Origin of the sequence: Enterobacter sp. PP-008-ECC_S150, assembly GCF_045257065.1 — a bacterium.
Lineage (GTDB): Bacteria > Pseudomonadota > Gammaproteobacteria > Enterobacterales > Enterobacteriaceae > Enterobacter > Enterobacter chengduensis.
This window is the reverse complement of sequence record NZ_JBJHHG010000027.1, coordinates 21,874-43,125: the sequence shown is the minus strand read 5'-3', so window position 1 is coordinate 43,125 and position 21,252 is coordinate 21,874. Positions and strand designations below refer to the sequence as shown.

The following is a 21,252-nucleotide window of genomic DNA, read 5'->3' as shown; positions in this document are numbered from 1 at the left end:
GAGAGAGATAGTGCTACTCGAGGGGCGTAAGTTTGTGAGGATTTAATGCAGAGGGGAAAACGGGCTGCACTGAGGAAGTGTAAATCAGCCCTGTAGTGGCCCGCCCCCATCAAGCCATCTGTTTGAATTCAGCCCCTCAAAGCTGGCAGTAGTGACGGGAAAATGTTGCTCGCAGATATAGAAATATCATATTCGGGTTAAACGTTGTGATGGCCGCGGGTGAGTTCAAGGACGAACTTATGTGCGTGCAGTAAGGAGCCACAATGAAAACTTCTACTTGATATTTTTTTAAAATAATTTAAGAGTAATCTCGTATCTTTTTAACATAAGAAAGGGATTCGTCAGATGCACGAAAAATTAACAGAGCTTTATGAGAAGTTATCAAATCTGCACACAACTGTAAGTGAGATAGCATTCCCGCGTGAAAATTTAATTGAACTGGGTACTTATACATTTCCGTTCCTAAATTCCGAGGATTTAAAATACCTTCCTGAAATGCTTGCACATAAGGTTGGGAAAATAAAAAAATACACACCAAGCAATGATGACATTGCTTCTATTGATTCAATCATTGAGGCAATAAATCAAGCACAGCCGAATCTTCAACATTTGAATCATGGGCAACCTAATGTATCTGGCCCAGCAATTCAATCTTATTTATTATCGATGTTATTTATTAGCAATGAAATAAATGAACTGTTTTCATTCGAAGTGCTTTCGAATAGGGAACTTTTACCAAAAAGAATACTAAACAGATTAGAACTCTATAACTCTAATCTAAACTCCATCGCAGAGGAAACAGGAAGTATTCAGGAGAAAATAAACACAATCAATGAAGCCTATGATGCTGCTGAGGGTCTACCAACCACTTTAAAATCCCTTCGCGAAACAAATGAAGAAATTTCAAAACTAAAAGACAACTCATTTGAAAATGAAAGTTCAATTCAAAAAAACCTCAATGCTTCAGAAACTGCATTAAATGAAATAAATACAACCAAAAACAAAATCAAAGACCTTAGTGAAAACATCACTTCTGATGCAGAAAAATACCTTAAAAACCTTAAAAATCAAGCACAAAACTATATTGATAAATGCGAGGAAGCTTTCCGAACAACGACATCCAAAGGTTTGGCCGGTGCTTTTGAAGATAAAGCCAAGAAATTAAATCGTAGTATTCAATTTTGGGTAGCAGGTTTAATTGGAGCTTTAACATCAGGTGCATTTGTGGGATATACTCGCTTACACGCGCTAGAGGGATACTTAGCTGATCCTAACTCAACCGGTTTAAAATTAGTAATACAATTAATACTATCAGTATTAAGTGTGGGTGCCCCTCTATGGTTTGCATGGCTAGCGACAAAACAAATAGGTCAACGTTTTAGATTAGCCGAGGATTATGAATTTAAGGCCTCGGTATCTAAAGCATATGAAGGGTATAGAAGAGAAGCACTACAGTTAGATGAGGATTTCTCGCAACGATTATTTGGTAATGCTTTATCACGTTTAGAAGAGCCACCACTTCGGTTTGTAGAAGAAACGGCACACTCTTCACCATTGATGGAAATACTATCATCTGATAACTTCAAAAAGTTGGTTGAACAAGGTGGTGAAAAATTCGATGCAGTGCTCGAAAAAGCTGGATTACAAAAGAAAAATAACGAAAGAAATGAGAAAGTAAAAGAACATCAAGAAACAATAACGGAAGAAAACAATTAGATTATAAAGGCCATCATTTTATAACGATGGCTTTATTTGTGCAGCTTTGATTTGGCCTGGCACAGAGCCAGGCCTATTTTGACGGCCGCTGTGTGCCAGGAACTGGCGTTAATAACATCCAGTTGTGTTTAATAATGGGTTAAGGTAATAACCTAACTTTTACTCTGGTGGTATAACTGAGCAATACATTGGTCCAGTGTATTTTATTGGCTCGCCATTGAGTTCGTCAGCCATCCTATTCTTTTCATTAATCCACTCAGTAAACACTTCTAAACGATCATGAAGCAGAGGATGCTTATCGGTACATGCTGCAAGCAGAAATGCAATTGCCTGGCCAACCTCTGTGCAAATAAGTAGTGCATAGTTCACATGCCAGCTATTTCGCCCATAAACACCAACAAGCTCAAAACCATGATACCTTTCATCGACTTCCCTCATGTCACTCAAGTGACTAAAGACTGCTTTTTTATTTGGATGTGCCCCATAATCGATAGCTGCTTCATAGTGTGCCATCACATATTCAGCCATTTCAGGGGAAATCGATTTTAATTCATTTGAAGCTTTCTTTACGGAAAACATTTTACGACACTTCTGGAGTGCATTCTCAGATTTGTGCCTATTTAACCAAATCTTTCCCATCGCTTCGTTATGAGCTATCAGGTAAGCATAACAGGCGGATTCCAGAGCAGTACGAACAATCGGAAAGACTGTTACCAGATGTCCAGATAGTGCCTGTCGTACAGTGCTCAGCAGTAACGTATAGGAATTCATTGCCAGAAAACCGGCAATAGGGTTTACATTAAATTCACAGTCAAAAATTTCATCATGAAATATCCTATCCATTTGAAGAACCATATACATTAATTGAGGGTATTCATTTGCGTGATCGTTAGAATTTTCAAGTGTTGCATTTAGATAATCTAGGAGAGTTCCTGCATCCATCCTCATATTCTGTTCTCCAAAAATAATAACTTATTGATCTGACATCATCGTTTTAACTCAACAAAAATATAAAGAATATCATTTCACACATTGATAACTTTCGCTACTTATTCACGCTAGACTTTTATATTTTGCTGTGTTCTACCTACAATAAATTCCGGCTCAACTCTGAACTAATACATTTGAATACCATTGTATCATCGCTCGCCTTCCCTCCAGATATTGAGCATGATTATATGTTCCACGTATATTATTTTTATCAACATGTGCTAACTGTATCTCAATCCAGGCTGATTCAAATCCTTGCTCATGCAAAATAGTAGAGAACGTATGTCTAAACCCATGTCCAGTTACCTTCCCTCCATAGCCTATACGCTTGATAACCTGATTTATACTCGCTTCACTCATGGGCTTGTTAGGATCATTTCGTCCTGGAAAAACATAACGATAGTTCCCTGTCATGATCTTGAGTTCATTGAGTAAATCTAGCGCTTGAGCCGACAATGGCACAAGGTGTGCCTTACGCATTTTCATCCTTTCAGAAGGAATTTCCCAAAGAGCGTTATCCAGATCAAATTCCGACCACAACGCAGCACGTAATTCGATGGTTCGAACACCCGTGATCATCAGTAATTTAGTAGCTATCTGGACAAGCCTGCTCCCTGTGTAGCTATCTAAAGCACGCAGAAAATCGGGTATCTCATCAGCTTTTAGGAACGGGAAGTGATTGGATTGATGTACTTCGAGGGCGCTGGAGAGATCGGCCGCAGGATTAAACTCTGCCCTGCCCGTAGCAATTGCGTAACGAAAAACTTCCGAGCAACGCTGCCGCACTTTGCGCATTTTCTCCAACGCACCGCGTTTCTCAATTTTACGCAGCACATTAAGCAGTTCCAGCGGTTTAATTTCGCCGATGGGTCTTGCCCCTACATAAGGGAAGATGTCGTTCTGAAACGCTTCCATGATGTCTGAAGCATATCCAGCCGACCATTTAGCAGATTTCATCTGGTGCCACTCTGTAGCTATCTTTTCGAACGCGCTTTCAGACTCGGTTTGCAAAGCAATCTTCTGCTCTTTTCGAACCTCACTCGGATTCTTTCCTTCGGCGACCAGCTTTCGGGCATCGTCACGACGAGAACGGGCATCTGCAAGTGTGATCGTCGGATACACACCCAGCGAGATCATTTTTGGTTTACCGGCAAAACGATAACGGAACCGCCAGCTCTTGCTTCCATTAGGTTCTATAAGCAATGACAAGCCTTGCCCATCCCCAAGCGTATAGGGTTTATCTTCAGGCTTAGCACGGCGAATCTGCATATCGTTTAAAGGCATGTGTATAGGAATCCAAGACCGAACAGGAACATATACATAATTCTATACACATTATGTATCGGATTCTACTGGATGGTTACGGACGACGATGGACTTAAAAGCAGTAAAGTCTTTATAAATCAGGGTATTTATGGACGAATACGGACGTTTGAGGAAGTTGAGATGGTGCCGATAATAGGAGTCGAACCTACGACCTTCGCATTACGAATGCGCTGCTCTACCAACTGAGCTATATCGGCCCTGAGAGGCCGGTTACGAGTGTAACCACGGGGCAAAAGGTTAGATCTATCCGGGTGATGCGTCAATGCCCTTTTGAATCAAACGGCTATTTTTGCATCACCCGTGATTATTTACGCACGAATCGTATCGTCACCGAAGCCGATCCACTTGTAGGTGGTCAGCGCTTCCAGCCCCATCGGACCGCGCGCGTGCAGTTTCTGCGTGCTGACCGCCACCTCAGCGCCGAGGCCAAACTGGCCGCCGTCGGTGAAGCGGGTGGAGGCATTCACATACACCGCCGAGGAGTCCACCTCATTCACGAAGCGATCGGCATTGCGCAGGGTGCGCGTCAGAATCGCGTCGGAATGCTGCGTGCCGTGTTCACGGATGTGCGCAATGGCGTCGTCGAGATCGCTCACGATTTTCACGTTCAGATCCAGCGACAGGAACTCGTCGTCATACTGTTCCGCCTGTACAGGAACCACGTTTGCCGGACCATCCTGCAGCAGCGCGAGTGCGTTGGCATCAGCGTGGAGCGTCACGCCGCTCTCTGCCATCTGTTTGCTCAGGGCGGGCAGGAAGGTGTTCGCAATCCCCTGGTGCACCAGCAGCGTTTCTACGGTGTTACAGGTGCTTGGACGCTGGGTTTTCGCGTTCACAATAATCTTCAGCGCCGGTGCAATTTCAGCGCTGTCGTCCACCACGATATGGCACACGCCGATACCGCCGGTGATCACCGGAATCGTCGACTGCTCGCGGCACAGCTTGTGCAGGCCCGCGCCGCCGCGTGGGATCAGCATGTCGATGTATTTGTCCATGCGCAGCATTTCGTTGACCAGCGCGCGGTCCGGGCTCTCGATCGCCTGTACGGCACCCGCCGGTAAGCCACACTCTTTCAGCGCCTGCTGAATGACTTTGACCGTCGCGGCGTTGGTGCGCCAGGTCTCTTTCCCACCGCGCAGAATGGCGGCGTTGCCGGTTTTCAGGCACAGAGACGCGACATCCACCGTCACGTTGGGACGAGCTTCATAAATCACGCCGATGACGCCGAGCGGCACGCGGCGGCGCTCCAGGCGTAAACCGCTGTCGAGCAGCCCGCCGTCGATCACCTGCCCTACCGGGTCGGCCAGGTTGCAGACCTGGCGGACATCGTCGGCGATGCCTTTCAGACGTACCGGCGTCAACGCCAGGCGGTCGAGCATTGCTTCGCTCAGGCCGTTTTCACGCGCCTCAGCTAAATCCTGTTCATTGGCTCGCAGGATCTCAGCGGATTGAGATTCCAGATAATCAGCGATTTTTTCCAGCACGCGGTTTTTCTCGCGGCTGGAAAGGAGCGCCAGTTTGTAAGAGGCAGCCTTCGCGGCAGCGCCCATTTGTTCCAGCATGTTCTGGCTCCTTAACGAATAATCATGTCATCGCGGTGTACGGCAACCGGGCCATATTCATAGCCCAGAATGGCATCGATTTGCTGCGAATGGTGACCCGCGATGCGGCGCAGGGCATCGCTGTTATAGCGGCTGACGCCGTGGGCGATGTCGCGGCCTTCGAGGTTACGGATGCGGATCACTTCACCACGGGAGAAGTTGCCTGTCACGCTTTTAATTCCTTTAGGAAGTAATGAACTTCCTCGTTCCAGAATCGCGGCGGTTGCCCCTTCATCCACGACCAGCTCGCCCGCAGGCGGTGCGCCAAATATCCAGCGTTTACGGTTTTCCAGCGGGGATTCCTGCGCGTGGAAGCGGGTACCGACGGAGATGCCTTCCATCACGTCACCAATCACGCCAGGGCGGCTGCCCGCTGCGATGATGGTGTCGATACCGGCGCGGCATGCCACGTCAGCGGCCTGCAGCTTGGTCCCCATGCCGCCCGTTCCGAGGCCGGACACGCTGTCACCGGCGATGGCGCGCAGCGCATCGTCGATGCCGTGAACGTCGGTAATCAGCTCGGCTTCCGGGTTGGAGCGCGGATCGGCGGTGAACAGCCCCTGCTGATCGGTCAGAAGCAGTAATTTATCCGCTCCGGCCAGAATGGCGGCCAGCGCGGAGAGGTTATCGTTATCACCCACTTTGATTTCAGCGGTAGCAACGGCGTCGTTCTCGTTAATAACCGGAACGATATTGTTGTCCAGCAGCGCGCGCAGGGTATCGCGGGCGTTCAGGAAGCGCTCGCGGTCTTCCATATCGGCACGCGTCAGCAGCATCTGCCCAACGTGGATGCCATAGATAGAGAACAGCTGTTCCCAGAGTTGAATAAGGCGGCTTTGCCCCACGGCGGCCAGCAGCTGTTTAGAGGCGATCGTCGCGGGGAGTTCGGGGTAACCCAGGTGTTCACGCCCGGCGGCAATCGCCCCGGAGGTCACAATCACAATACGATGCCCTGCGGCATGTAATTGAGCGCACTGACGTACAAGCTCAACAATGTGGGCGCGATTTAGGCGGCGCGATCCGCCTGTTAACACACTGGTACCGAGTTTTACCACCAGCGTCTGGCTGTCACTCATGATTCTCTGCCGTTCAACGATAAGGGAAAGTAATGTCAAACGAACGTTTTAACAGGAGTCAGCCCCGTTGCCAACTGCCTTAGCACATCGCGAAACACTTTGTTGCGCGGGATCAGGAAGCGTAGCGGGAGAATTTGACACTTTTATTACCGAAATAATAAATCACAGTTTTTTAAAATTATTCTTAGTTTGTCATAAAAGTTTCATTTCAGAACGATAAAACCCTTCCTGTTTTTTCACGGGACTTAAGCATGAGCTTAACGTTCAGCGAATTTTTTAGCGCGTTTATAAGACAGGATCGAAAATGAAAAAGAGCACTCTGGCATTAATGGTTATGGGCGTAGTGGCTTCTGCATCCGTTCACGCAGCTGAAGTTTATAATAAAGATGGTAATAAACTGGACGTGTACGGCAAAGTGAAAGCCATGCACTACATCAGTGATGATGCCACCAAAGACGGTGACCAGACGTACGTTCGTTTCGGTTTTAAAGGCGAAACCCAGATTAACGATCAGCTGACGGGCTATGGCCGTTGGGAATCTGAATTTGCCGGTAACAAAGCTGAGAGCGACTCCTCTCAGAAAACGCGTCTGGCGTTCGCAGGCCTGAAGCTGAAAAACTTCGGTTCACTGGACTACGGTCGTAACCTGGGTGCCCTGTATGATGTCGAAGCCTGGACCGATATGTTCCCTGAGTTCGGCGGCGACTCTTCCGCACAGACCGATAACTTTATGACCAAGCGTGCGACCGGTCTGGCAACCTACCGCAATACCGACTTCTTCGGCGCGGTTGATGGCCTGGACATGACGCTGCAGTACCAGGGCAAAAACGAAAACCGTGACGCCAAGAAACAGAACGGTGACGGTTTTGGTACCTCTCTGACCTATGACTTCGGCGGCAGCGATTTCGCCGTCAGCGGCGCTTACACCAGCTCTGACCGCACCAACGCACAGAACCTGCTGGCGCGTGGACAGGGTCAGAAAGCAGAAGCCTGGGCTACCGGTCTGAAATATGACGCAAACGATATTTACCTGGCTGCAATGTATTCTGAAACCCGTAATATGACGCCAATTTCAGGCGGGTTCGCAAATAAAGCACAGAACTTTGAAGTGGTCGCACAATATCAGTTCGACTTTGGCCTGCGCCCATCCCTGGGCTACGTCCAGTCTAAAGGCAAAGATATCGAAGGTATTGGTGACGAAGATCTGGTGAAATATATTGACGTTGGCGCGACCTATTACTTCAACAAAAATATGTCCGCGTTTGTTGATTATAAAATCAACCAGATTGACGATAAAAATAAACTGGGCGTAAGCAGCGATGACATCGTTGCCCTGGGTATGACCTACCAGTTCTAATATTTTCCGAATAAGAAAATCCCGGCAGATGTGCCGGGATTTTTTTGCCCGGTGGCGCTGCGCTTACCGGGCCTACGGGATAGTACATTGTATAGGCCGGGTAAGGCAAAGCCGCCACCCGGTGCTATGATGCCATCAGGCAGTCAGCTTCACCGCTTCGCTGGAAAAATCATCCGCGGGCTCGAACTTGAGATCCAGGGTTGCCAGCAGCGCGCTTGCCTTAGCGTGGAACTCTTTTAGCGTATATTCCAGGCGGTCAATCACTTCCTGATCTTTAATAGTCGTGGCCTGCCAGTTGCCGTCTTTATTAAACAGACCAAACTGGTAGCTATACGTAAAGCGTTTTTCCTCTGCTTCCATTTCCATCCACCAGCCCCAGAATTCACGTTTTTCGGGTGCAGGCTTCACGTTGACGCATACGGCCAGGCAGTCGAAAAAAAAGCGATTCTCTTCACACTGCTCTTCTCGAATATACGGGCCGAGAGCCATAAACTTCTTAATCAGCCTACTTTTCGGGTGTCCACTCGGTAACGTCATTGCGATCTCCTTTTGTGAAGCCACTGTTTTACCAAACCAGCGAAATTTAGCAATCTATTAACACACTCTCTGGGCGATCCAGCGCGTAATTTCTTTCAGCGCTTTGTCGAAATTCTGATAGACCGGGCTGAACGGCACTTCAAGCAATTTGCCATCGGCAGATGACGAAGTGATTAAGCGCGACTCCTCTTCCGGACTGAACGGATCGTTTTTCCAGAAACCGGACAGCATCGGCGTTGGGCAGCGACGCCCCAGTAACCCCTGCGTTTTTAATGAGTAGCGGTTGAGCTCAACGCGCAGCGCTTCGTCTGATGCATCATGCATGCCAAGACGGCTGGCCAGCACGTCAAGGTACATTTCAGGGACGCTTCCCTGGCGTGCGGGATCGCTTAACAGGGCGTGAACTACCGGCCCCAGGCAGGCGACGGCTTTCAGGCGAGATGATTCAAGGTAGGCCAGACGCACCGCGACGTTTGCGCCAAAGCGGAAGCCAAATGCCGCCACGCGGGTGTGGTCAACCCACGGAATGTTTTCCAGCGCTTTTAGCGCATGCTGGTGCAGCAGGCTGGAATCCTGAGTGAGCTTCCATTTGGAGGAGAAGCCGATTGAGGGCATATCCAGCGTCAGCATCGCGATCCCTTTTGGTGCGAAGTAGCGCTCATACAGGCTGTAATAATCGATTTGCAGCGAATCCAGCCCGCCGCACATAAGGACGGTCGGGAACGGACCTTCACCTTCGGGCATATGCAGGAACCCGGTAACGGATGCCCCACCCGGAATGGTAAACTCAAGCTCGCGCATCTGGCCAGGCAGGCGTTGAGCCGCCTCTTCGTAGGCACGATTCGCCAGCGCCTGAGCCTGCTCAGCCAGTTCGTCCCCTTTTAAATGCGGGTACGCGGCAATGCCGTAGAGGTTAGCGGCGTGCAGCCAGTGCTTGCCGCTGCGCGTGGCATCCTCTTCCTGGCTGGCTTTTTGCTGCCAGAGCATCGCCTGCTTAGACCACTCGTAGATCCAGTTTCCGCCGCGGTAGCCCACCACCGTATCGTAGAGTTCGCTGTCGGTACGTTCGGCTTCACTCATTACGATACGCGCCTGCACGTCAAGGATTTCACGGGGATCGATACCGCGCCAGATCCACATCAGGCGGTTAATCATGCGATACCAGTGGGGCACGTTTTTGCCGTCTAACGCGGACTGGACGGCAGGCTGGATACCCGGATTAAAGCGACGCACCAGCGTCGACGTTTCAGGGTGTTTGAAACGGGGTTTGAAGAGAGTCTCGGTGAGATTCGCCTGCGTCATTGCGTTGCCTCCATGAATACGTCATTTGGAGACTATTGTAACGCGTGGCAGGCCAAAAAGAACAACGCCCGACAGAGCCGGGCGTGTAAAGATACGTACGGGTATTAACGGCCTGAAATAGGCGGTACGAAGACCACGCCCATATCCCATGGCTGTTCAATCCAGGTATCCTGCGGGATATCAATGACGTAATCGTCAACCAGCGGGCGGCCAGCAGGCTTCGCGAAGATCGTGACGAAATGTGCTTTCGGATACATTTCGCGGATAGCGACCGCGGTACCGCCGGTGTCCACCAGATCGTCGATAACGATAAAGCCTTCACCGTCGCCTTCCGCGCGTTTCAGCACTTTCAGCTCACGCTGGTTGTCGTGGTCATAGCTGGAGATGCAAACGGTATCGACATGACGAATACCCAGCTCACGTGCCAGCAGCGCCCCCGGTACCAGACCGCCACGGCTGACGGCAATAATGCCTTTCCACTGTTCGGAAGGCATCAGACGCGCAGCCAGTTTGCGTGCGTGAATCTGCAACATGTCCCAGGTGACGACGTATTTTTCGCTCATGTGAAGTGTCCCAGCCTGTTTTTATACGGCTTAAAAAGTGTTCGAGGGGGAAATAGGTTGCGCGAGATTATAGAGATCTGACGCACTAAAAACCAGTGTTTAGCGCCTTCTGCCTCAGTTTTTACATGCTTTATGCTACCAGCCAGCAGAGAAAGTGGTATTCTCAGATTCATCTCGCAAGCCTGACTTGTGGTAACTATTAACCTGCTAACCCTGTGGCCTGCAACCCTATTTGCAGCGCCTCGACAAGGAGACTTATCGTGTCTGAACTGTCTCAATTATCTCCGCAGCCGCTGTGGGATATTTTTGCCAAAATCTGCTCCATTCCACACCCTTCCTACCATGAAGAACAGCTTGCCGAACATATTATGGGTTGGGCGAAGGAAAAAGGCCTGCACGCGGAACGCGACCAGGTTGGCAACATTCTGATCCGCAAGCCCGCTACCGCTGGAATGGAAAACCGCAAGCCGGTTGTGCTGCAGGCGCACCTGGACATGGTGCCACAGAAGAACAACGACACCGTTCACGACTTCACTAAAGACCCGATTCAACCCTACATCGACGGTGACTGGGTGAAAGCGCGCGGCACCACCCTGGGCGCGGATAACGGCATCGGCATGGCCTCTGCGCTGGCGGTGCTGGCCGACGACAGCGTTGAGCACGGTCCACTGGAAGTGCTGCTGACCATGACCGAAGAAGCGGGCATGGACGGCGCGTTCGGTCTGCAGGCGAACTGGCTGCAGGCGGATATCCTGATCAACACCGACTCTGAAGAAGAAGGTGAGATCTACATGGGCTGCGCGGGCGGGATTGATTTCATCTCTACCCTGCCGCTGTCACGCGAAGCGATTCCTGCGGGCTTCCAGACCTTCAATCTGACGCTGAAAGGGCTGAAAGGCGGCCACTCCGGCGGCGATATTCACCTGGGTCTGGGCAACGCCAACAAGCTGCTGGCGCGCTTCCTGGCAGGCCATGCGGCCGAGCTGGACCTGCGTCTGGTGGACTTCAACGGCGGTACCCTGCGCAACGCGATCCCGCGCGAAGCCTTCGCCACTGTGGCAGTACCGGCGGCAAAAGCCGACGAGCTGAAAAAACTCTCCAGCGTGTACTTGGATATCCTGAAAAACGAACTGTCGGCGAAAGAGAAGAACCTGATCGTGGTGCTGGAATCCGTCTCCACGGATAAAGCCGCGCTGACCGAGCAGTCTCGTGACACCTTCGTTCAGCTGCTGAACGCGACGCCAAACGGCGTGATCCGCAACTCAGACGTGGCGAAAGGCGTGGTGGAAACCTCCCTGAACGTGGGCGTGGTGACCATGAGCGACGACAGCGCGGAAATCATCTGCCTGATCCGCTCCCTTATCGACAGCGGTAAAGAGTACGTGGTGAGCATGCTGGAATCTCTGGGCGCGCTGGCCGGCGCGAAAACCTCCGCCAAAGGCAGCTACCCGGGCTGGCAGCCGGATGCAAGTTCTCCGGTGATGGCGCTGGTGCGCGAAACCTACCAGCGTCTGTTCAACAGCACGCCGAACATTCAGGTGATCCACGCGGGTCTGGAATGCGGTCTGTTCAAGAAACCGTATCCGGATATGGATATGGTGTCTATCGGGCCAACCATTACCGGTCCGCACTCGCCGGATGAGCAGGTTCATATCGAAAGCGTGGGCCATTACTGGACCCTGTTGACTGAACTGCTTAAAGCGATTCCTGCGAAGTAATTCGCCGTTTGATGCCCGGTGGCGCTTCGCTTACCGGGCCTACGATTACAACACTCTACAACCCTAATACCAGCTGACGTTCCAGCTGCGGATCCAGCAGCGTGACGTGCAACCCCACCAGCCTCACCCCTCGCCCGCCCCGGCGTTCTTCCCATGCTTTTTTCGCCGTCGCGACAAGATCGTCTTTGTTCAGACGCGGCCAGACGTGTTCCTGCGTGGTCTGCTGGAAGTCGTTGAATTTAAGCTTGATGCCCTGACGAGCAATGAGCAGGTCCGGCTTTACCTTGCTTAAGCGTCGCTCCAGCTCCGGGTAAAGCTGTTCCGTGATAATGGTTTCGCATTCGGACCAGTCATGAATATCTTCAATGAGGGTGCGCTCAACCCCCACGGATTTCCGCAGCCGTTCGCTGTTTACGTCGCGATCGTCAATCCCCTGGCTGCGCTCCCACAGCACGCGGCCAAACTTACCAAAACGCTTGAGCAGCATGGCAAGGTCGCTTCGCTGCACGTCTTCGCAGGTGCGTAACCCCATGCTTTCCAGCTTTGCGGCGGAGACTTTCCCGACGCCGGGGATTTTGCCGAGCGGCAGCGTTTTTAAAAATGCGGGCACCTCTTCCGGGGTGATGACGTACTGACCGTTGGGCTTATTTAAATCGGAGGCGATTTTGGCAAGGAATTTAACGGGGGCGACACCCGCCGATGCCGTCAGATTTAGCTCGTTGAAAATTGTCTGGCGGATCTCCTGCGCCATCAGCGTGGCGGAGCCGTGGCAGTGCACGCTGTCGGTCACATCCAGATAGGCTTCGTCCAGCGACAGCGGCTCAATCAGAGAGGTATAGCGGGAGAAGATTTCCCGAATATGAAGAGAAGCCTCCTTGTAGGCTTCAAACCGGCCGGGCAGAAGCGTGAGATGAGGGCAAAGCTTTAGGGCCATCGCCGTCGGCATCGCGCTGCGCACGCCAAATTTGCGCGCAGGATAGTTGGCGGTGCTGATGACGCCACGCTGAACGCGGCTGCCGCCAATGGCGATGGGAATATCCCGCAGCGCCGGGTTGTCTCGCATCTCCACTGCGGCAAAAAAGCAGTCCATATCGACATGGATTATTTTGCGCATAGTAAGCCCTCACTCATTACTGGATAAGTATACAGTAAGTAAATGAGGGTTGAGAAGTGTGCATGGGAATTGTCGGGTGGCGGCTTTGCCTTACCCGACCTGAAGACTAAATAATGCGTTGTTTATCGCGCGCCATTCTTTTTTTCCGCGCATCGCACGGCTCAGGGCAGTCGCAGACCTTTTCCATCCCAAGGGAGGAAATACCGCCGCAGCTGCCCTGAATGCTTTTCCGCTTAACGATCCAGCCTAACGACATACCGAAGATGACAAGCACAAAAACCACGAAGGTTGCCAGAAACGTCAGCATTATCAGCCTCCAAAGTCATCAAGCATGATGTTCTCATCTTCGACGCCCAGGTCTTTCAGCATCTTGATCACGGCGGCGTTCATCATCGGTGGACCACACATATAGAACTCGCAGTCTTCCGGCGCCGGGTGCTGCTTGAGGTAGTTTTCATACAGCACGTTGTGGATGAACCCCGTGTAGCCCGTCCAGTTATCTTCCGGCTGCGGATCGGAAAGCGCCACGTGGAAAGTAAAGTTCGGATTATCTCGCGCCAGCTGTTCGAACTCATCATCATAGAACATCTCGCGCAGGGAACGCGCCCCGTACCAGAAGCTGATTTTGCGCTTGCTGCCGAGACGCTTGAGCTGGTCAAAGATGTGCGATCGCATCGGGGCCATACCGGCACCGCCGCCGATAAAGACCATTTCCGCGTCGGTATCTTTCGCGAAGAACTCGCCGAACGGACCGGAGATGGTCACCTTATCGCCAGGCTTCAGGGACCAGATGTATGACGACATCACGCCCGGCGGCGCATCCGGCACGTTTGGCGGCGGCGTGGCAATACGCACGTTGAGCATGATAATGCCCTTCTCTTCCGGGTAGTTGGCCATCGAGTAGGCGCGCAGCGTCGGCTCTTTTACCTCAGAGACAAAGCGGAAGAGATTAAATTTGTCCCAGTCGGCGCGGTACTCGTCCGGCACGTCGAAGTCCGCATAGGCCACGGTATGCTCAGGACACTCAATCTGAATGTATCCCCCGGCGCGGAACGGCACATCTTCCCCTTCCGGTACCCGCAGCTTGAGCTCTTTGATAAAGGTGGCCTTGTTATCGTTAGAGATAACCTCGCACTCCCATTTTTTCACGCCGAAGATCTCTTCCGGCAGCTCAATCTTCATGTTCTGGCGCACCGCGACCTGGCAGGCCAGACGGCAACCCTCTTTCGCTTCACGCTTCGAGATATGCGACAGTTCCGTCGGCAGAATATCGCCGCCGCCCTCTTTTACCGTCACGCGGCACTGTCCGCAGGAACCGCCGCCGCCGCAGGCTGAGGAGACAAAAATGCCGTTACCGGAGAGCGTGTTGAGCAGCTTATCTCCCGCAGGCGTGCGGATCTGATTCTGCGGATCGTCGTTAATATCAATCACCACGTCGCCGGAATTCACCAGCTTCGCCCGCGCCGCCAGAATCAACCCTGACAGCACCAGTACAATCAGCGTGAACATCACCACGCCAAGGATTATTTCCATCTGTTAGCCCTTATAGCTGCACACCGGAGAAGGACATAAAGCCCAGCGCCATCAGACCGGTGGTGATAAAGGTGATCCCTAAGCCACGCAAACCCGCAGGCACGTTGGCATATTTCATTTTCTCGCGGATCCCCGCCATGGTGACAATCGCCAGCATCCAGCCGATGCCGGAGCCGAAACCGTACACCACGGATTCACTGAAGTTGTAATCACGCTGAACCATAAACGAGACGCCGCCAAAGATGGCGCAGTTTACGGCGATCAGCGGCAGGAAGATCCCCAGCGCGTTGTACAGCGACGGGAAGTACTTATCGAGGATCATCTCGAGGATTTGCACCAGCGCTGCAATCACCCCGATAAAGGTGATGAAGTTCAGGAAGCTGAGATCGACCCCTTCCACCAGCGCGCCGTCCCGCAGCACAAAGTTGTAGACCAGATTGTTAATCGGTACGGATAAGCCGAGCACCACGGTAACCGCAATACCCAGACCAAACGCCGTCGACACTTTTTTGGAAACCGCAAGGAACGTACACATGCCGAGGAAAAACGCGAGCGCCATGTTTTCAACAAACACCGCGCGCACAAACAAACTCAGGTAATGAGCCATCGTCGGTTACTCCTTTTCCTGCTGTTCTGGTCTCAACGTACGAATCAGCCAGATCAGCAAACCGATAATGAAAAATGCGCTAGGGGCCAGCAGGAACAGGCCGTTTGGCAGATACCAGCCGCCGTTTTGCACGGTGTCCAGGACCGTGATGCCAAACAGCTTGCCGCTGCCGATCAGCTCGCGCAGGAACCCCACGGTCAGCAGGATCGCGCCGTAGCCCAGGCCGTTGCCGATACCGTCCATGAAGCTCGCCAGCGGCGGCATTTTCATGGCGTAGGCTTCTGCGCGGCCCATCACGATACAGTTGGTAATAATCAGGCCGACAAACACCGAAAGCTGTTTTGATGTTTCGTAGGCAAAAGCGCGCAGCAGCTGATCGACTACGATCACCAGCGAGGCGATGATCGCCATCTGAACGATGATCCTCACGCTGTTGGGGATGTGGTGGCGGATCATCGAGATAAACATGCTGGAGAACGCCGTGACCAGCGTGACCGCCAGCGTCATTACCACCGCCGTTTCCAGCTTGGTTGTCACCGCCAGGGCCGAACAGACGCCCAGCACCTGGAGCGTGATCGGGTTATTGGCTAACAGTGGGCCAATGAGCACCTTTTTAACTTCTTTTAGTTCACCGGTATCAGCCATTGTTCAGCGCTCCTTCACGTACGTTTTTCAGGAAAGGACCAAAGCCCAGCTCGCCCATCCAGAAATCAAAACTGTGCTGCACGCCGTTTGATGTCAGCGTGGCGCCGGAAAGCCCGTCAACGGCGTAGTCGTCGCCCGGACGAGCCGCCCCTTTCATCACCTTCAGCGCAGGCTGGCCGCTATCGTCGAGCACTTTCTTGCCGACGAACTGTGCCCGCCAGTTAGGGTTTTCTACTTCGCCACCCAGCCCCGGCGTTTCGCCCTGATCGTAATAGGTGATGCCTTTAACCGTGCGGCCATCGGTGTCCAGCGCCACAAAGGCGTACATCATTGACCACAGCCCGTTACCGTAAATCGGCAACACCACTTTCTGAATACGTTTTTGAGCATCGCGAACCAGATAGATTTCGGCAAGGTTGCTGCGACGCTTAATCCCGGCGGGATCGTGAGATGCCTCCAGCGTCAGGCTCATCTGCGGATCTTTCAGCGCCAGCGCCTGGTTGAATGTTGCCGGGTCTTTATCCAGCAGTTCACCCGTTTTTAAATCCACCAGACGCGCCGAAATACGTTCGGCAAAGACGGCCGAAACGTCGTCCGCGCTCATCCCGTCCTGCATCAGCCCGGCGACGGCCAGGATGTTGCGCTGTTTATCCAGCGCACGCTGCTTCTGCTGCAGGGGTTTTAACCCCACCGCAGAACCGGCCACGACTATCGAACAGACCAGACAGAGCACCAGCACCACCAGCAGCGTTTTGCTGATGCTGTCGTTATTTTTAACCTCAGCCACGCGCCTTCCTCCGCTTGATATTGGCCCGCACCACCAGGTAATCGAAGAGTGGCGCAAACAGGTTGGCAAACAGAATGGCCAGCATCATCCCTTCCGGGTACGCCGGGTTGACCACGCGGATGAGGACACACATCGCGCCAATGAGCACGCCATAGCTCCATTTACCTTTGTCGGTAAACGAGGCCGAGACGGGGTCCGTTGCCATGAACATCATGCCGAACGCGAAGCCACCCAGCACCAGATGCCAGTACCACGGCATGGAGAACATCGGGTTGGTGGTGGAACCGATGAGGTTAAACAGGGTGGCGGTCAACACCATGCCGATCATCACGCCCGCCACAATCCGCCAGGAGGCCACGCGACCGAAAAGAATGATCGCGCCGCCCAGCAAAATCATAAGAGTCGAGACTTCCCCGATGGAGCCCGGTATGTTGCCAATAAAGGCATCAAACCAGGTAACTGGCTGACCCGTTGCGTTGTTCACCAGCGTTTCGCCGCCGCGTGCCGCCCACTGTGAAAGCGGCGTCGCGCCGGAAAAACCGTCTGCCGCCGTCCAGACCAGGTCGCCCGAGATTTGCGCCGGATAGGCAAAGAACAGAAACGCGCGTCCCGCCAGCGCCGGGTTGAGGAAGTTCCGCCCGGTGCCGCCGAAGATCTCTTTGGCCATCACCACGCCGAAACTGATGCCCAGCGCCGCCTGCCAGAGCGGCAGCGTCGGGGGGACAATCAGGGCAAACAGAATCGAGGTCACGAAGAAGCCTTCGTTGATCTCGTGTTTACGGATGATGGCGAACAGCACTTCCCAGAAGCCACCCACGATAAATACCGTGAGGTAAATCGGCAGGAAGAACACCGCGCCCAGCGTCATCATGCTGATCCAGCCCGCATCTGCAGCGAAGCTTACCCCCAAGGACTGGGCCAGACGGTAGTGCCAGTCAGCCTGAATGACCTGCGCCAGCTGCTGGGCATCGTACATGTGGTGCAGCGCCGGAATGGTCTGCAGGCCGACGTTGTACATGCCCCAGAACATGGCCGGGAAGACCGCAAACCACACCAGGATCATCATCCGCTTAAGGTCGATGGCGTCACGAACGTGCGCCGCCCCTTTCGTTACCAGCCCGGGCGTGTAGAAAATGGTCGCCGTTGCTTCATACAGCGGGTAGTACTTTTTGAGCTTCCCTTCGGTAAAGTGCGGCTCAATTTTTTCAAAGAGGTGTTTTAAGCCCATCGTTATCCTTCCTGCTCAATGCGGGTTAACACCTCGCGCAATACGGGTCCATATTCGTATTTACCTGGACACACATAGGTACAGAGCGCCAAATCTTCTTCGTCCAGTTCGAGACAGCCCAGCGCCTGCGCGCCGTCGGTATCGCCGGCAAGGAGATCGCGCAGCAGCACGGTGGGCAGAATGTCCAGCGGCATCACGCGCTCGTAGTTGCCAATTGGGACCATGGCGCGCTCGCCGCCGTGCGTGCTGGTGGAGAAGTTAAAGAGCTTATGACGCAGGAAGTGGCCCAGCGTGGTGCGGGTGACGGAATATTTCTCTGCGCCAGGCAGAACCCAGCCAAACAGCTCTTTCTCACGCCCTTCCTGCACAACGCTGACCTGCAAATGGAAACGTCCCAGGTACGCGTGCGCCTGGACAGCATGGCGGCCGCTAAGCACCGAACCGGAAATCAGGCGGTTTTCACCTGCTTTCGTCTCCCCCACCAGCAGCTCATTGATGTCTGCGCCCAGCAGCGTCTTCACCAGGCGCGGGTTTACCGCCTGCGGCCCGCCGATGGCGATGACGCGTTCCGCGTCCAGCTCACCGGTGGTGAAGAGTTTCCCGATGGCGATGACGTCCTGATAATTCAGATGCCAGACCTGTTTCGTCAGGCTTACGGGCTCAAGGAAATGGATGTGCGTACCGACCAGCCCCGCCGGATGCGGGCCCGAAAATTCATTAAACGTGACCTGCCCCTGCGGATGACCGCCGAGCTTGCCGCCGCCGGCCTGGCAAACGTGGACTTTTCCCGGCGTCAGACGGGTTAGAACGGTAAGCCCGGCATCAAAGGCTTTGCGCTGCGCCAGGATAACCGGCTGCGGATCCACGCTGAGCGGGTTGGTGTCGATTGCCGTAACGAAAATCGCGGCCGGTTGCGTGCCCGGAACGGGGGATTTGCTGAAGGGTCGCGTACGAAGCGCGGTCCATAAGCCGGAGGCCAGCAGCTGAGCCTGAACAGCATCACGGCTCAGCGACGCGAGGTCTGCGGCATCGTAATAGGCGAACTCACGGTGTTCATCGCCCTCAATGCGGATAACCACCGACTGCAGAACGCGCCGTGCGCCACGGTTGATGGCCACAACGGTGCCGCTCGCGGGGGCCGTGAACATCACGCCGGGATTTTTTTTATCCTCAAAGAGCGCCTGCCCTTTGATAACGCGTTCGCCCTCCTGTACCAGCATTGAAGGACGCATACCCAGGTAGTCCTCGCCCAGAATGGCGACATGACGGACATTCGCGCCTGTCGAAACGTGCTGCACGGGCACGCCTGCAATCGGCAGATCAAGTCCTTTTTTGATTTTAAACATGTGGTTAGCAGGTTTCCATGAACAACAATCCAGTGGCCGCGAAGTGTAACATTTTCCCCTTCTCGCGGGCAGGGAATCCGCCGTCGCGCGCGCCAAATTGCGAGCTAATGCGCAAAGTTCCTGGCGCCATCGCGATTTTGATGGTTTATAAAGTAAAACTAATTTGTAAACTCACCGCCCGGCTCTTGCGAAAATCTATGGCGGTGCTAATGTGAGCGCTCCTAACAGATTAGTCTGATTTCGGGTCTCTTTTGCCGTCCTGGCAAGTTGGTCATGGTTTTATCAAGGAACTAGTAGTATGCGTAAAATCGCATTGTTCATTGCGATGCTTCTGATTCCGTGCATGTCGTTTGCCGGACTGCTCAGCAGTAATAGCTCAACGACGCCGGTCAGCAAGGAATATAAACAGCAGTTAATGGGATCGCCGGTTTATATTCAAATCTTCAAGGAAGAACGCACTCTCGATCTGTTTGTGAAAATGGGCGAGACATATCAGCTGCTTGATAGTTACAAAATTTGTAACTACTCCGGCGGGCTGGGGCCAAAACAGCGTCAGGGCGATTTCAAAAGTCCGGAAGGGTTTTATAACGTTCAGCGCAGCCAGCTCAAACCCGACAGCCGCTTCTATAAAGCCATCAACATCGGCTTCCCGAATGCCTATGACCGTGCTCACGGTTATGAAGGTAAATACCTGATGATTCACGGTGCCTGCGTATCTATCGGCTGTTATGCGATGACCGATTCCGGCATTGATGAGATTTTCCAGTTCGTGACCGGCGCGCTGGTCTTTGGGCAGCCTAACGTACAGGTCAGCATCTATCCGTTCCGCATGACCGATGCCAACATGGCGCGTCACAAGTACTCCTACTACGCGGACTTCTGGCAACAGCTGAAGCCGGGTTATGACTACTTTGAGCAGACCCATAAGCCGCCCGTTGTCTCTATCGTTGATGGCCGTTACGTGGTCAGCAAACCGCTGAGCCACGAAGTCGTCCACCCACAGCTGGCGTCAAATTATACGGTCCCCGAGACAAAATAGCACCCACTCGCCTGGCATGATCTTTTGCCAGGTTTCGTTGCCCGTCAGCGGCTGGGTTGCGATAACAGTGACCACATCGTTCGGTGTGGTCTCCTTCTGAAAGTCTATCTCCACATCCTGATCGAGCAGCGTCGCAACGCCAAACGGCGCGCGGCGGGTGATCCAGAACAGATTCGTCGAACAGAACGCCATCACATAGCGGCCGTCAGAGAGCAGCATGTTGAACACGCCTTTTTCGCGCAGCTCGGTCGCCAGCGTCGCGATGTATTTGAACACGGCAGCCATATTGCCTGGCGTGCGGGGATAGCGCTGCGTCAGCTTGTGCAGCAGCCAGCAGAAGGCTTTTTCGCTGTCGGTTTCGCCAACCGGACGGAAGTTGCCCGTCTCCAGCGACTTGTAGCCCGTGAGTTGCCCATTGTGCGCGTAGGTCCAGTTACGACCCCACAGCTCGCGGGTAAACGGATGGGTATTTTCCAGCGCCACTTCGCCGCGGTTTGCCTGGCGAATATGGGCAATCACCGAGCGGGACTTAATGGGATAGTCCTGCACCAGTTTGGCAATCGGTGAGTTAAAGCTGGGCTGGGGATCTTTGAACGTGCGACACCCTTTGCCTTCGTAGAAGGTGATGCCCCAGCCGTCTTTATGCGGCCCGGTTCCTCCACCGCGCTGAACCAGCCCGGTGAAGCTAAAGCAGATATCGGTTGGCACATTGGCGCTCATCCCGAGCAGTTCGCACATACATCACCTCCACAACAGCGGGGGCAAGA

The 21,252-nt window shown here is 53.0% G+C and carries 20 protein-coding genes and 1 tRNA gene; 4 read left to right on the top strand and 17 right to left on the bottom strand.

The features are described from left to right. Positions 1-345 precede the first annotated feature (345 nt). On the top strand, positions 346-1,716 hold the full coding sequence (locus tag ACJBF3_RS22630) for a hypothetical protein (protein WP_063924026.1): 1,371 nt from the start codon (positions 346-348) through the stop codon (positions 1,714-1,716). 159 nt (positions 1,717-1,875) lie between these two features. Here the strand turns inward: ACJBF3_RS22630 and ACJBF3_RS22625 are convergent, their stop codons facing one another. The 5 genes from ACJBF3_RS22625 to proB form a co-directional block, all read right to left on the bottom strand. After that, positions 1,876-2,658, bottom strand: coding sequence for a hypothetical protein (locus ACJBF3_RS22625; RefSeq protein ID WP_406545282.1), 783 nt, complete (start codon positions 2,656-2,658; stop codon positions 1,876-1,878). A gap of 162 nt (positions 2,659-2,820) precedes the next feature. Next, positions 2,821-3,990 carry a phage integrase central domain-containing protein gene (locus ACJBF3_RS22620; protein WP_063924022.1) on the bottom strand — a complete coding sequence of 390 codons (1,170 nt, stop codon included), beginning with the start codon at positions 3,988-3,990 and terminating at the stop codon, positions 2,821-2,823. A gap of 163 nt (positions 3,991-4,153) precedes the next feature. Next, positions 4,154-4,229 (bottom strand) — tRNA-Thr (locus tag ACJBF3_RS22615). A gap of 111 nt (positions 4,230-4,340) precedes the next feature. Further along, positions 4,341-5,594, bottom strand: coding sequence for a glutamate-5-semialdehyde dehydrogenase (gene proA / locus ACJBF3_RS22610; RefSeq protein ID WP_045330368.1), 1,254 nt, complete (start codon positions 5,592-5,594; stop codon positions 4,341-4,343). A gap of 11 nt (positions 5,595-5,605) precedes the next feature. Continuing rightward, entirely contained in the window at positions 5,606-6,709 is a 1,104-nt protein-coding gene (gene proB, locus ACJBF3_RS22605; RefSeq protein WP_008501877.1) for a glutamate 5-kinase, read from the bottom strand. Between the two features lie 304 nt (positions 6,710-7,013). Between proB and phoE the strand changes: the two genes are divergently transcribed. Beyond that, the gene (gene phoE / locus ACJBF3_RS22600) at positions 7,014-8,066 is read left to right on the top strand and encodes a phosphoporin PhoE (protein WP_045330369.1); all 1,053 of its coding nucleotides are present in this window, start codon (positions 7,014-7,016) and stop codon (positions 8,064-8,066) included. Positions 8,067-8,201: 135 nt separating this feature from the next. Here the strand turns inward: phoE and crl are convergent, their stop codons facing one another. The 3 genes from crl to gpt all read right to left on the bottom strand — a co-directional run bounded on the left by crl (position 8,202) and on the right by gpt (position 10,468). After that, complete coding sequence (gene crl / locus ACJBF3_RS22595) at positions 8,202-8,603, bottom strand: sigma factor-binding protein Crl (RefSeq protein WP_045330370.1); 402 nt, start codon at positions 8,601-8,603, stop codon at positions 8,202-8,204. 57 nt (positions 8,604-8,660) lie between these two features. Next, on the bottom strand, positions 8,661-9,905 hold the full coding sequence (gene frsA / locus ACJBF3_RS22590) for an esterase FrsA (RefSeq protein WP_045330371.1): 1,245 nt from the start codon (positions 9,903-9,905) through the stop codon (positions 8,661-8,663). A gap of 104 nt (positions 9,906-10,009) precedes the next feature. Then, positions 10,010-10,468: a xanthine phosphoribosyltransferase gene (gene gpt / locus ACJBF3_RS22585; RefSeq protein WP_003863205.1), complete on the bottom strand. Its 459-nt coding sequence runs from the start codon at positions 10,466-10,468 to the stop codon at positions 10,010-10,012. 260 nt (positions 10,469-10,728) lie between these two features. On the opposite strand from gpt, the gene pepD reads away from it, so the two are divergent. Continuing rightward, the gene (pepD, locus tag ACJBF3_RS22580; protein ID WP_045330373.1) at positions 10,729-12,186 is read left to right on the top strand and encodes a cytosol nonspecific dipeptidase; all 1,458 of its coding nucleotides are present in this window, start codon (positions 10,729-10,731) and stop codon (positions 12,184-12,186) included. Between the two features lie 55 nt (positions 12,187-12,241). Here pepD and dinB read toward each other — a convergent pair whose 3' ends face one another. The 8 genes from dinB to ACJBF3_RS22540 all read right to left on the bottom strand — a co-directional run bounded on the left by dinB (position 12,242) and on the right by ACJBF3_RS22540 (position 19,446). Further along, entirely contained in the window at positions 12,242-13,300 is a 1,059-nt protein-coding gene (gene dinB, locus ACJBF3_RS22575) for a DNA polymerase IV (RefSeq protein ID WP_045330379.1), read from the bottom strand. 106 nt (positions 13,301-13,406) lie between these two features. Beyond that, the gene (gene nqrM / locus ACJBF3_RS22570) at positions 13,407-13,607 is read right to left on the bottom strand and encodes a (Na+)-NQR maturation NqrM (RefSeq protein WP_045330381.1); all 201 of its coding nucleotides are present in this window, start codon (positions 13,605-13,607) and stop codon (positions 13,407-13,409) included. A 2-nt stretch (positions 13,608-13,609) separates the two neighbouring features. Beyond that, on the bottom strand, positions 13,610-14,833 hold the full coding sequence (gene nqrF, locus ACJBF3_RS22565; RefSeq protein ID WP_045330384.1) for an NADH:ubiquinone reductase (Na(+)-transporting) subunit F: 1,224 nt from the start codon (positions 14,831-14,833) through the stop codon (positions 13,610-13,612). A gap of 10 nt (positions 14,834-14,843) precedes the next feature. Beyond that, entirely contained in the window at positions 14,844-15,440 is a 597-nt protein-coding gene (nqrE, locus tag ACJBF3_RS22560; protein WP_008500255.1) for an NADH:ubiquinone reductase (Na(+)-transporting) subunit E, read from the bottom strand. A 6-nt stretch (positions 15,441-15,446) separates the two neighbouring features. Continuing rightward, a complete protein-coding gene (locus tag ACJBF3_RS22555) occupies positions 15,447-16,085 on the bottom strand; it encodes an NADH:ubiquinone reductase (Na(+)-transporting) subunit D (protein WP_045330387.1) in 639 nt (212 codons plus the stop codon). Beyond that, positions 16,078-16,872: a Na(+)-translocating NADH-quinone reductase subunit C gene (locus tag ACJBF3_RS22550; RefSeq protein ID WP_045330390.1), complete on the bottom strand. Its 795-nt coding sequence runs from the start codon at positions 16,870-16,872 to the stop codon at positions 16,078-16,080. The genes ACJBF3_RS22555 and ACJBF3_RS22550 overlap by 8 nt, the downstream gene beginning before the upstream one ends. Further along, positions 16,865-18,100: an NADH:ubiquinone reductase (Na(+)-transporting) subunit B gene (locus tag ACJBF3_RS22545; protein ID WP_045330392.1), complete on the bottom strand. Its 1,236-nt coding sequence runs from the start codon at positions 18,098-18,100 to the stop codon at positions 16,865-16,867. Before ACJBF3_RS22545 ends, ACJBF3_RS22550 begins: the two co-directional genes overlap by 8 nt. Positions 18,101-18,102: 2 nt before the next feature. Beyond that, positions 18,103-19,446 carry a Na(+)-translocating NADH-quinone reductase subunit A gene (locus tag ACJBF3_RS22540; RefSeq protein ID WP_045330394.1) on the bottom strand — a complete coding sequence of 448 codons (1,344 nt, stop codon included), beginning with the start codon at positions 19,444-19,446 and terminating at the stop codon, positions 18,103-18,105. A gap of 298 nt (positions 19,447-19,744) precedes the next feature. On the opposite strand from ACJBF3_RS22540, the gene dpaA reads away from it, so the two are divergent. Beyond that, complete coding sequence (gene dpaA / locus ACJBF3_RS22535; protein ID WP_045330400.1) at positions 19,745-20,485, top strand: peptidoglycan meso-diaminopimelic acid protein amidase; 741 nt, start codon at positions 19,745-19,747, stop codon at positions 20,483-20,485. Here dpaA and ACJBF3_RS22530 read toward each other — a convergent pair. Beyond that, a complete protein-coding gene (locus tag ACJBF3_RS22530; protein ID WP_045330402.1) occupies positions 20,456-21,223 on the bottom strand; it encodes a class II glutamine amidotransferase in 768 nt (255 codons plus the stop codon). The two genes, dpaA and ACJBF3_RS22530, sit on opposite strands and share 30 nt — an antisense overlap. Positions 21,224-21,252: the final 29 nt, after the last annotated feature.

Bases quoted from the DNA above. Each gene is read 5' to 3' on its own strand.
- ACJBF3_RS22630 (WP_063924026.1), top strand. From the start codon at position 346: ATGCACGAAAAATTAACAGAGCTTTATGAGAAGTTATCAAATCTGCAC.
- ACJBF3_RS22625 (WP_406545282.1), bottom strand. From the start codon at position 2,658: ATGGATGCAGGAACTCTCCTAGATTATCTAAATGCAACACTTGAAAAT.
- ACJBF3_RS22620 (WP_063924022.1), bottom strand. From the start codon at position 3,990: ATGCCTTTAAACGATATGCAGATTCGCCGTGCTAAGCCTGAAGATAAA.
- proA (WP_045330368.1), bottom strand. From the start codon at position 5,594: ATGCTGGAACAAATGGGCGCTGCCGCGAAGGCTGCCTCTTACAAACTG.
- proB (WP_008501877.1), bottom strand. From the start codon at position 6,709: ATGAGTGACAGCCAGACGCTGGTGGTAAAACTCGGTACCAGTGTGTTA.
- phoE (WP_045330369.1), top strand. From the start codon at position 7,014: ATGAAAAAGAGCACTCTGGCATTAATGGTTATGGGCGTAGTGGCTTCT.
- crl (WP_045330370.1), bottom strand. From the start codon at position 8,603: ATGACGTTACCGAGTGGACACCCGAAAAGTAGGCTGATTAAGAAGTTT.
- frsA (WP_045330371.1), bottom strand. From the start codon at position 9,905: ATGACGCAGGCGAATCTCACCGAGACTCTCTTCAAACCCCGTTTCAAA.
- gpt (WP_003863205.1), bottom strand. From the start codon at position 10,468: ATGAGCGAAAAATACGTCGTCACCTGGGACATGTTGCAGATTCACGCA.
- dinB (WP_045330379.1), bottom strand. From the start codon at position 13,300: ATGCGCAAAATAATCCATGTCGATATGGACTGCTTTTTTGCCGCAGTG.
- nqrM (WP_045330381.1), bottom strand. From the start codon at position 13,607: ATGCTGACGTTTCTGGCAACCTTCGTGGTTTTTGTGCTTGTCATCTTC.
- nqrF (WP_045330384.1), bottom strand. From the start codon at position 14,833: ATGGAAATAATCCTTGGCGTGGTGATGTTCACGCTGATTGTACTGGTG.
- nqrE (WP_008500255.1), bottom strand. From the start codon at position 15,440: ATGGCTCATTACCTGAGTTTGTTTGTGCGCGCGGTGTTTGTTGAAAAC.
- ACJBF3_RS22555 (WP_045330387.1), bottom strand. From the start codon at position 16,085: ATGGCTGATACCGGTGAACTAAAAGAAGTTAAAAAGGTGCTCATTGGC.
- ACJBF3_RS22545 (WP_045330392.1), bottom strand. From the start codon at position 18,100: ATGGGCTTAAAACACCTCTTTGAAAAAATTGAGCCGCACTTTACCGAA.
- ACJBF3_RS22540 (WP_045330394.1), bottom strand. From the start codon at position 19,446: ATGTTTAAAATCAAAAAAGGACTTGATCTGCCGATTGCAGGCGTGCCC.
- dpaA (WP_045330400.1), top strand. From the start codon at position 19,745: ATGCGTAAAATCGCATTGTTCATTGCGATGCTTCTGATTCCGTGCATG.
- ACJBF3_RS22530 (WP_045330402.1), bottom strand. From the start codon at position 21,223: ATGTGCGAACTGCTCGGGATGAGCGCCAATGTGCCAACCGATATCTGC.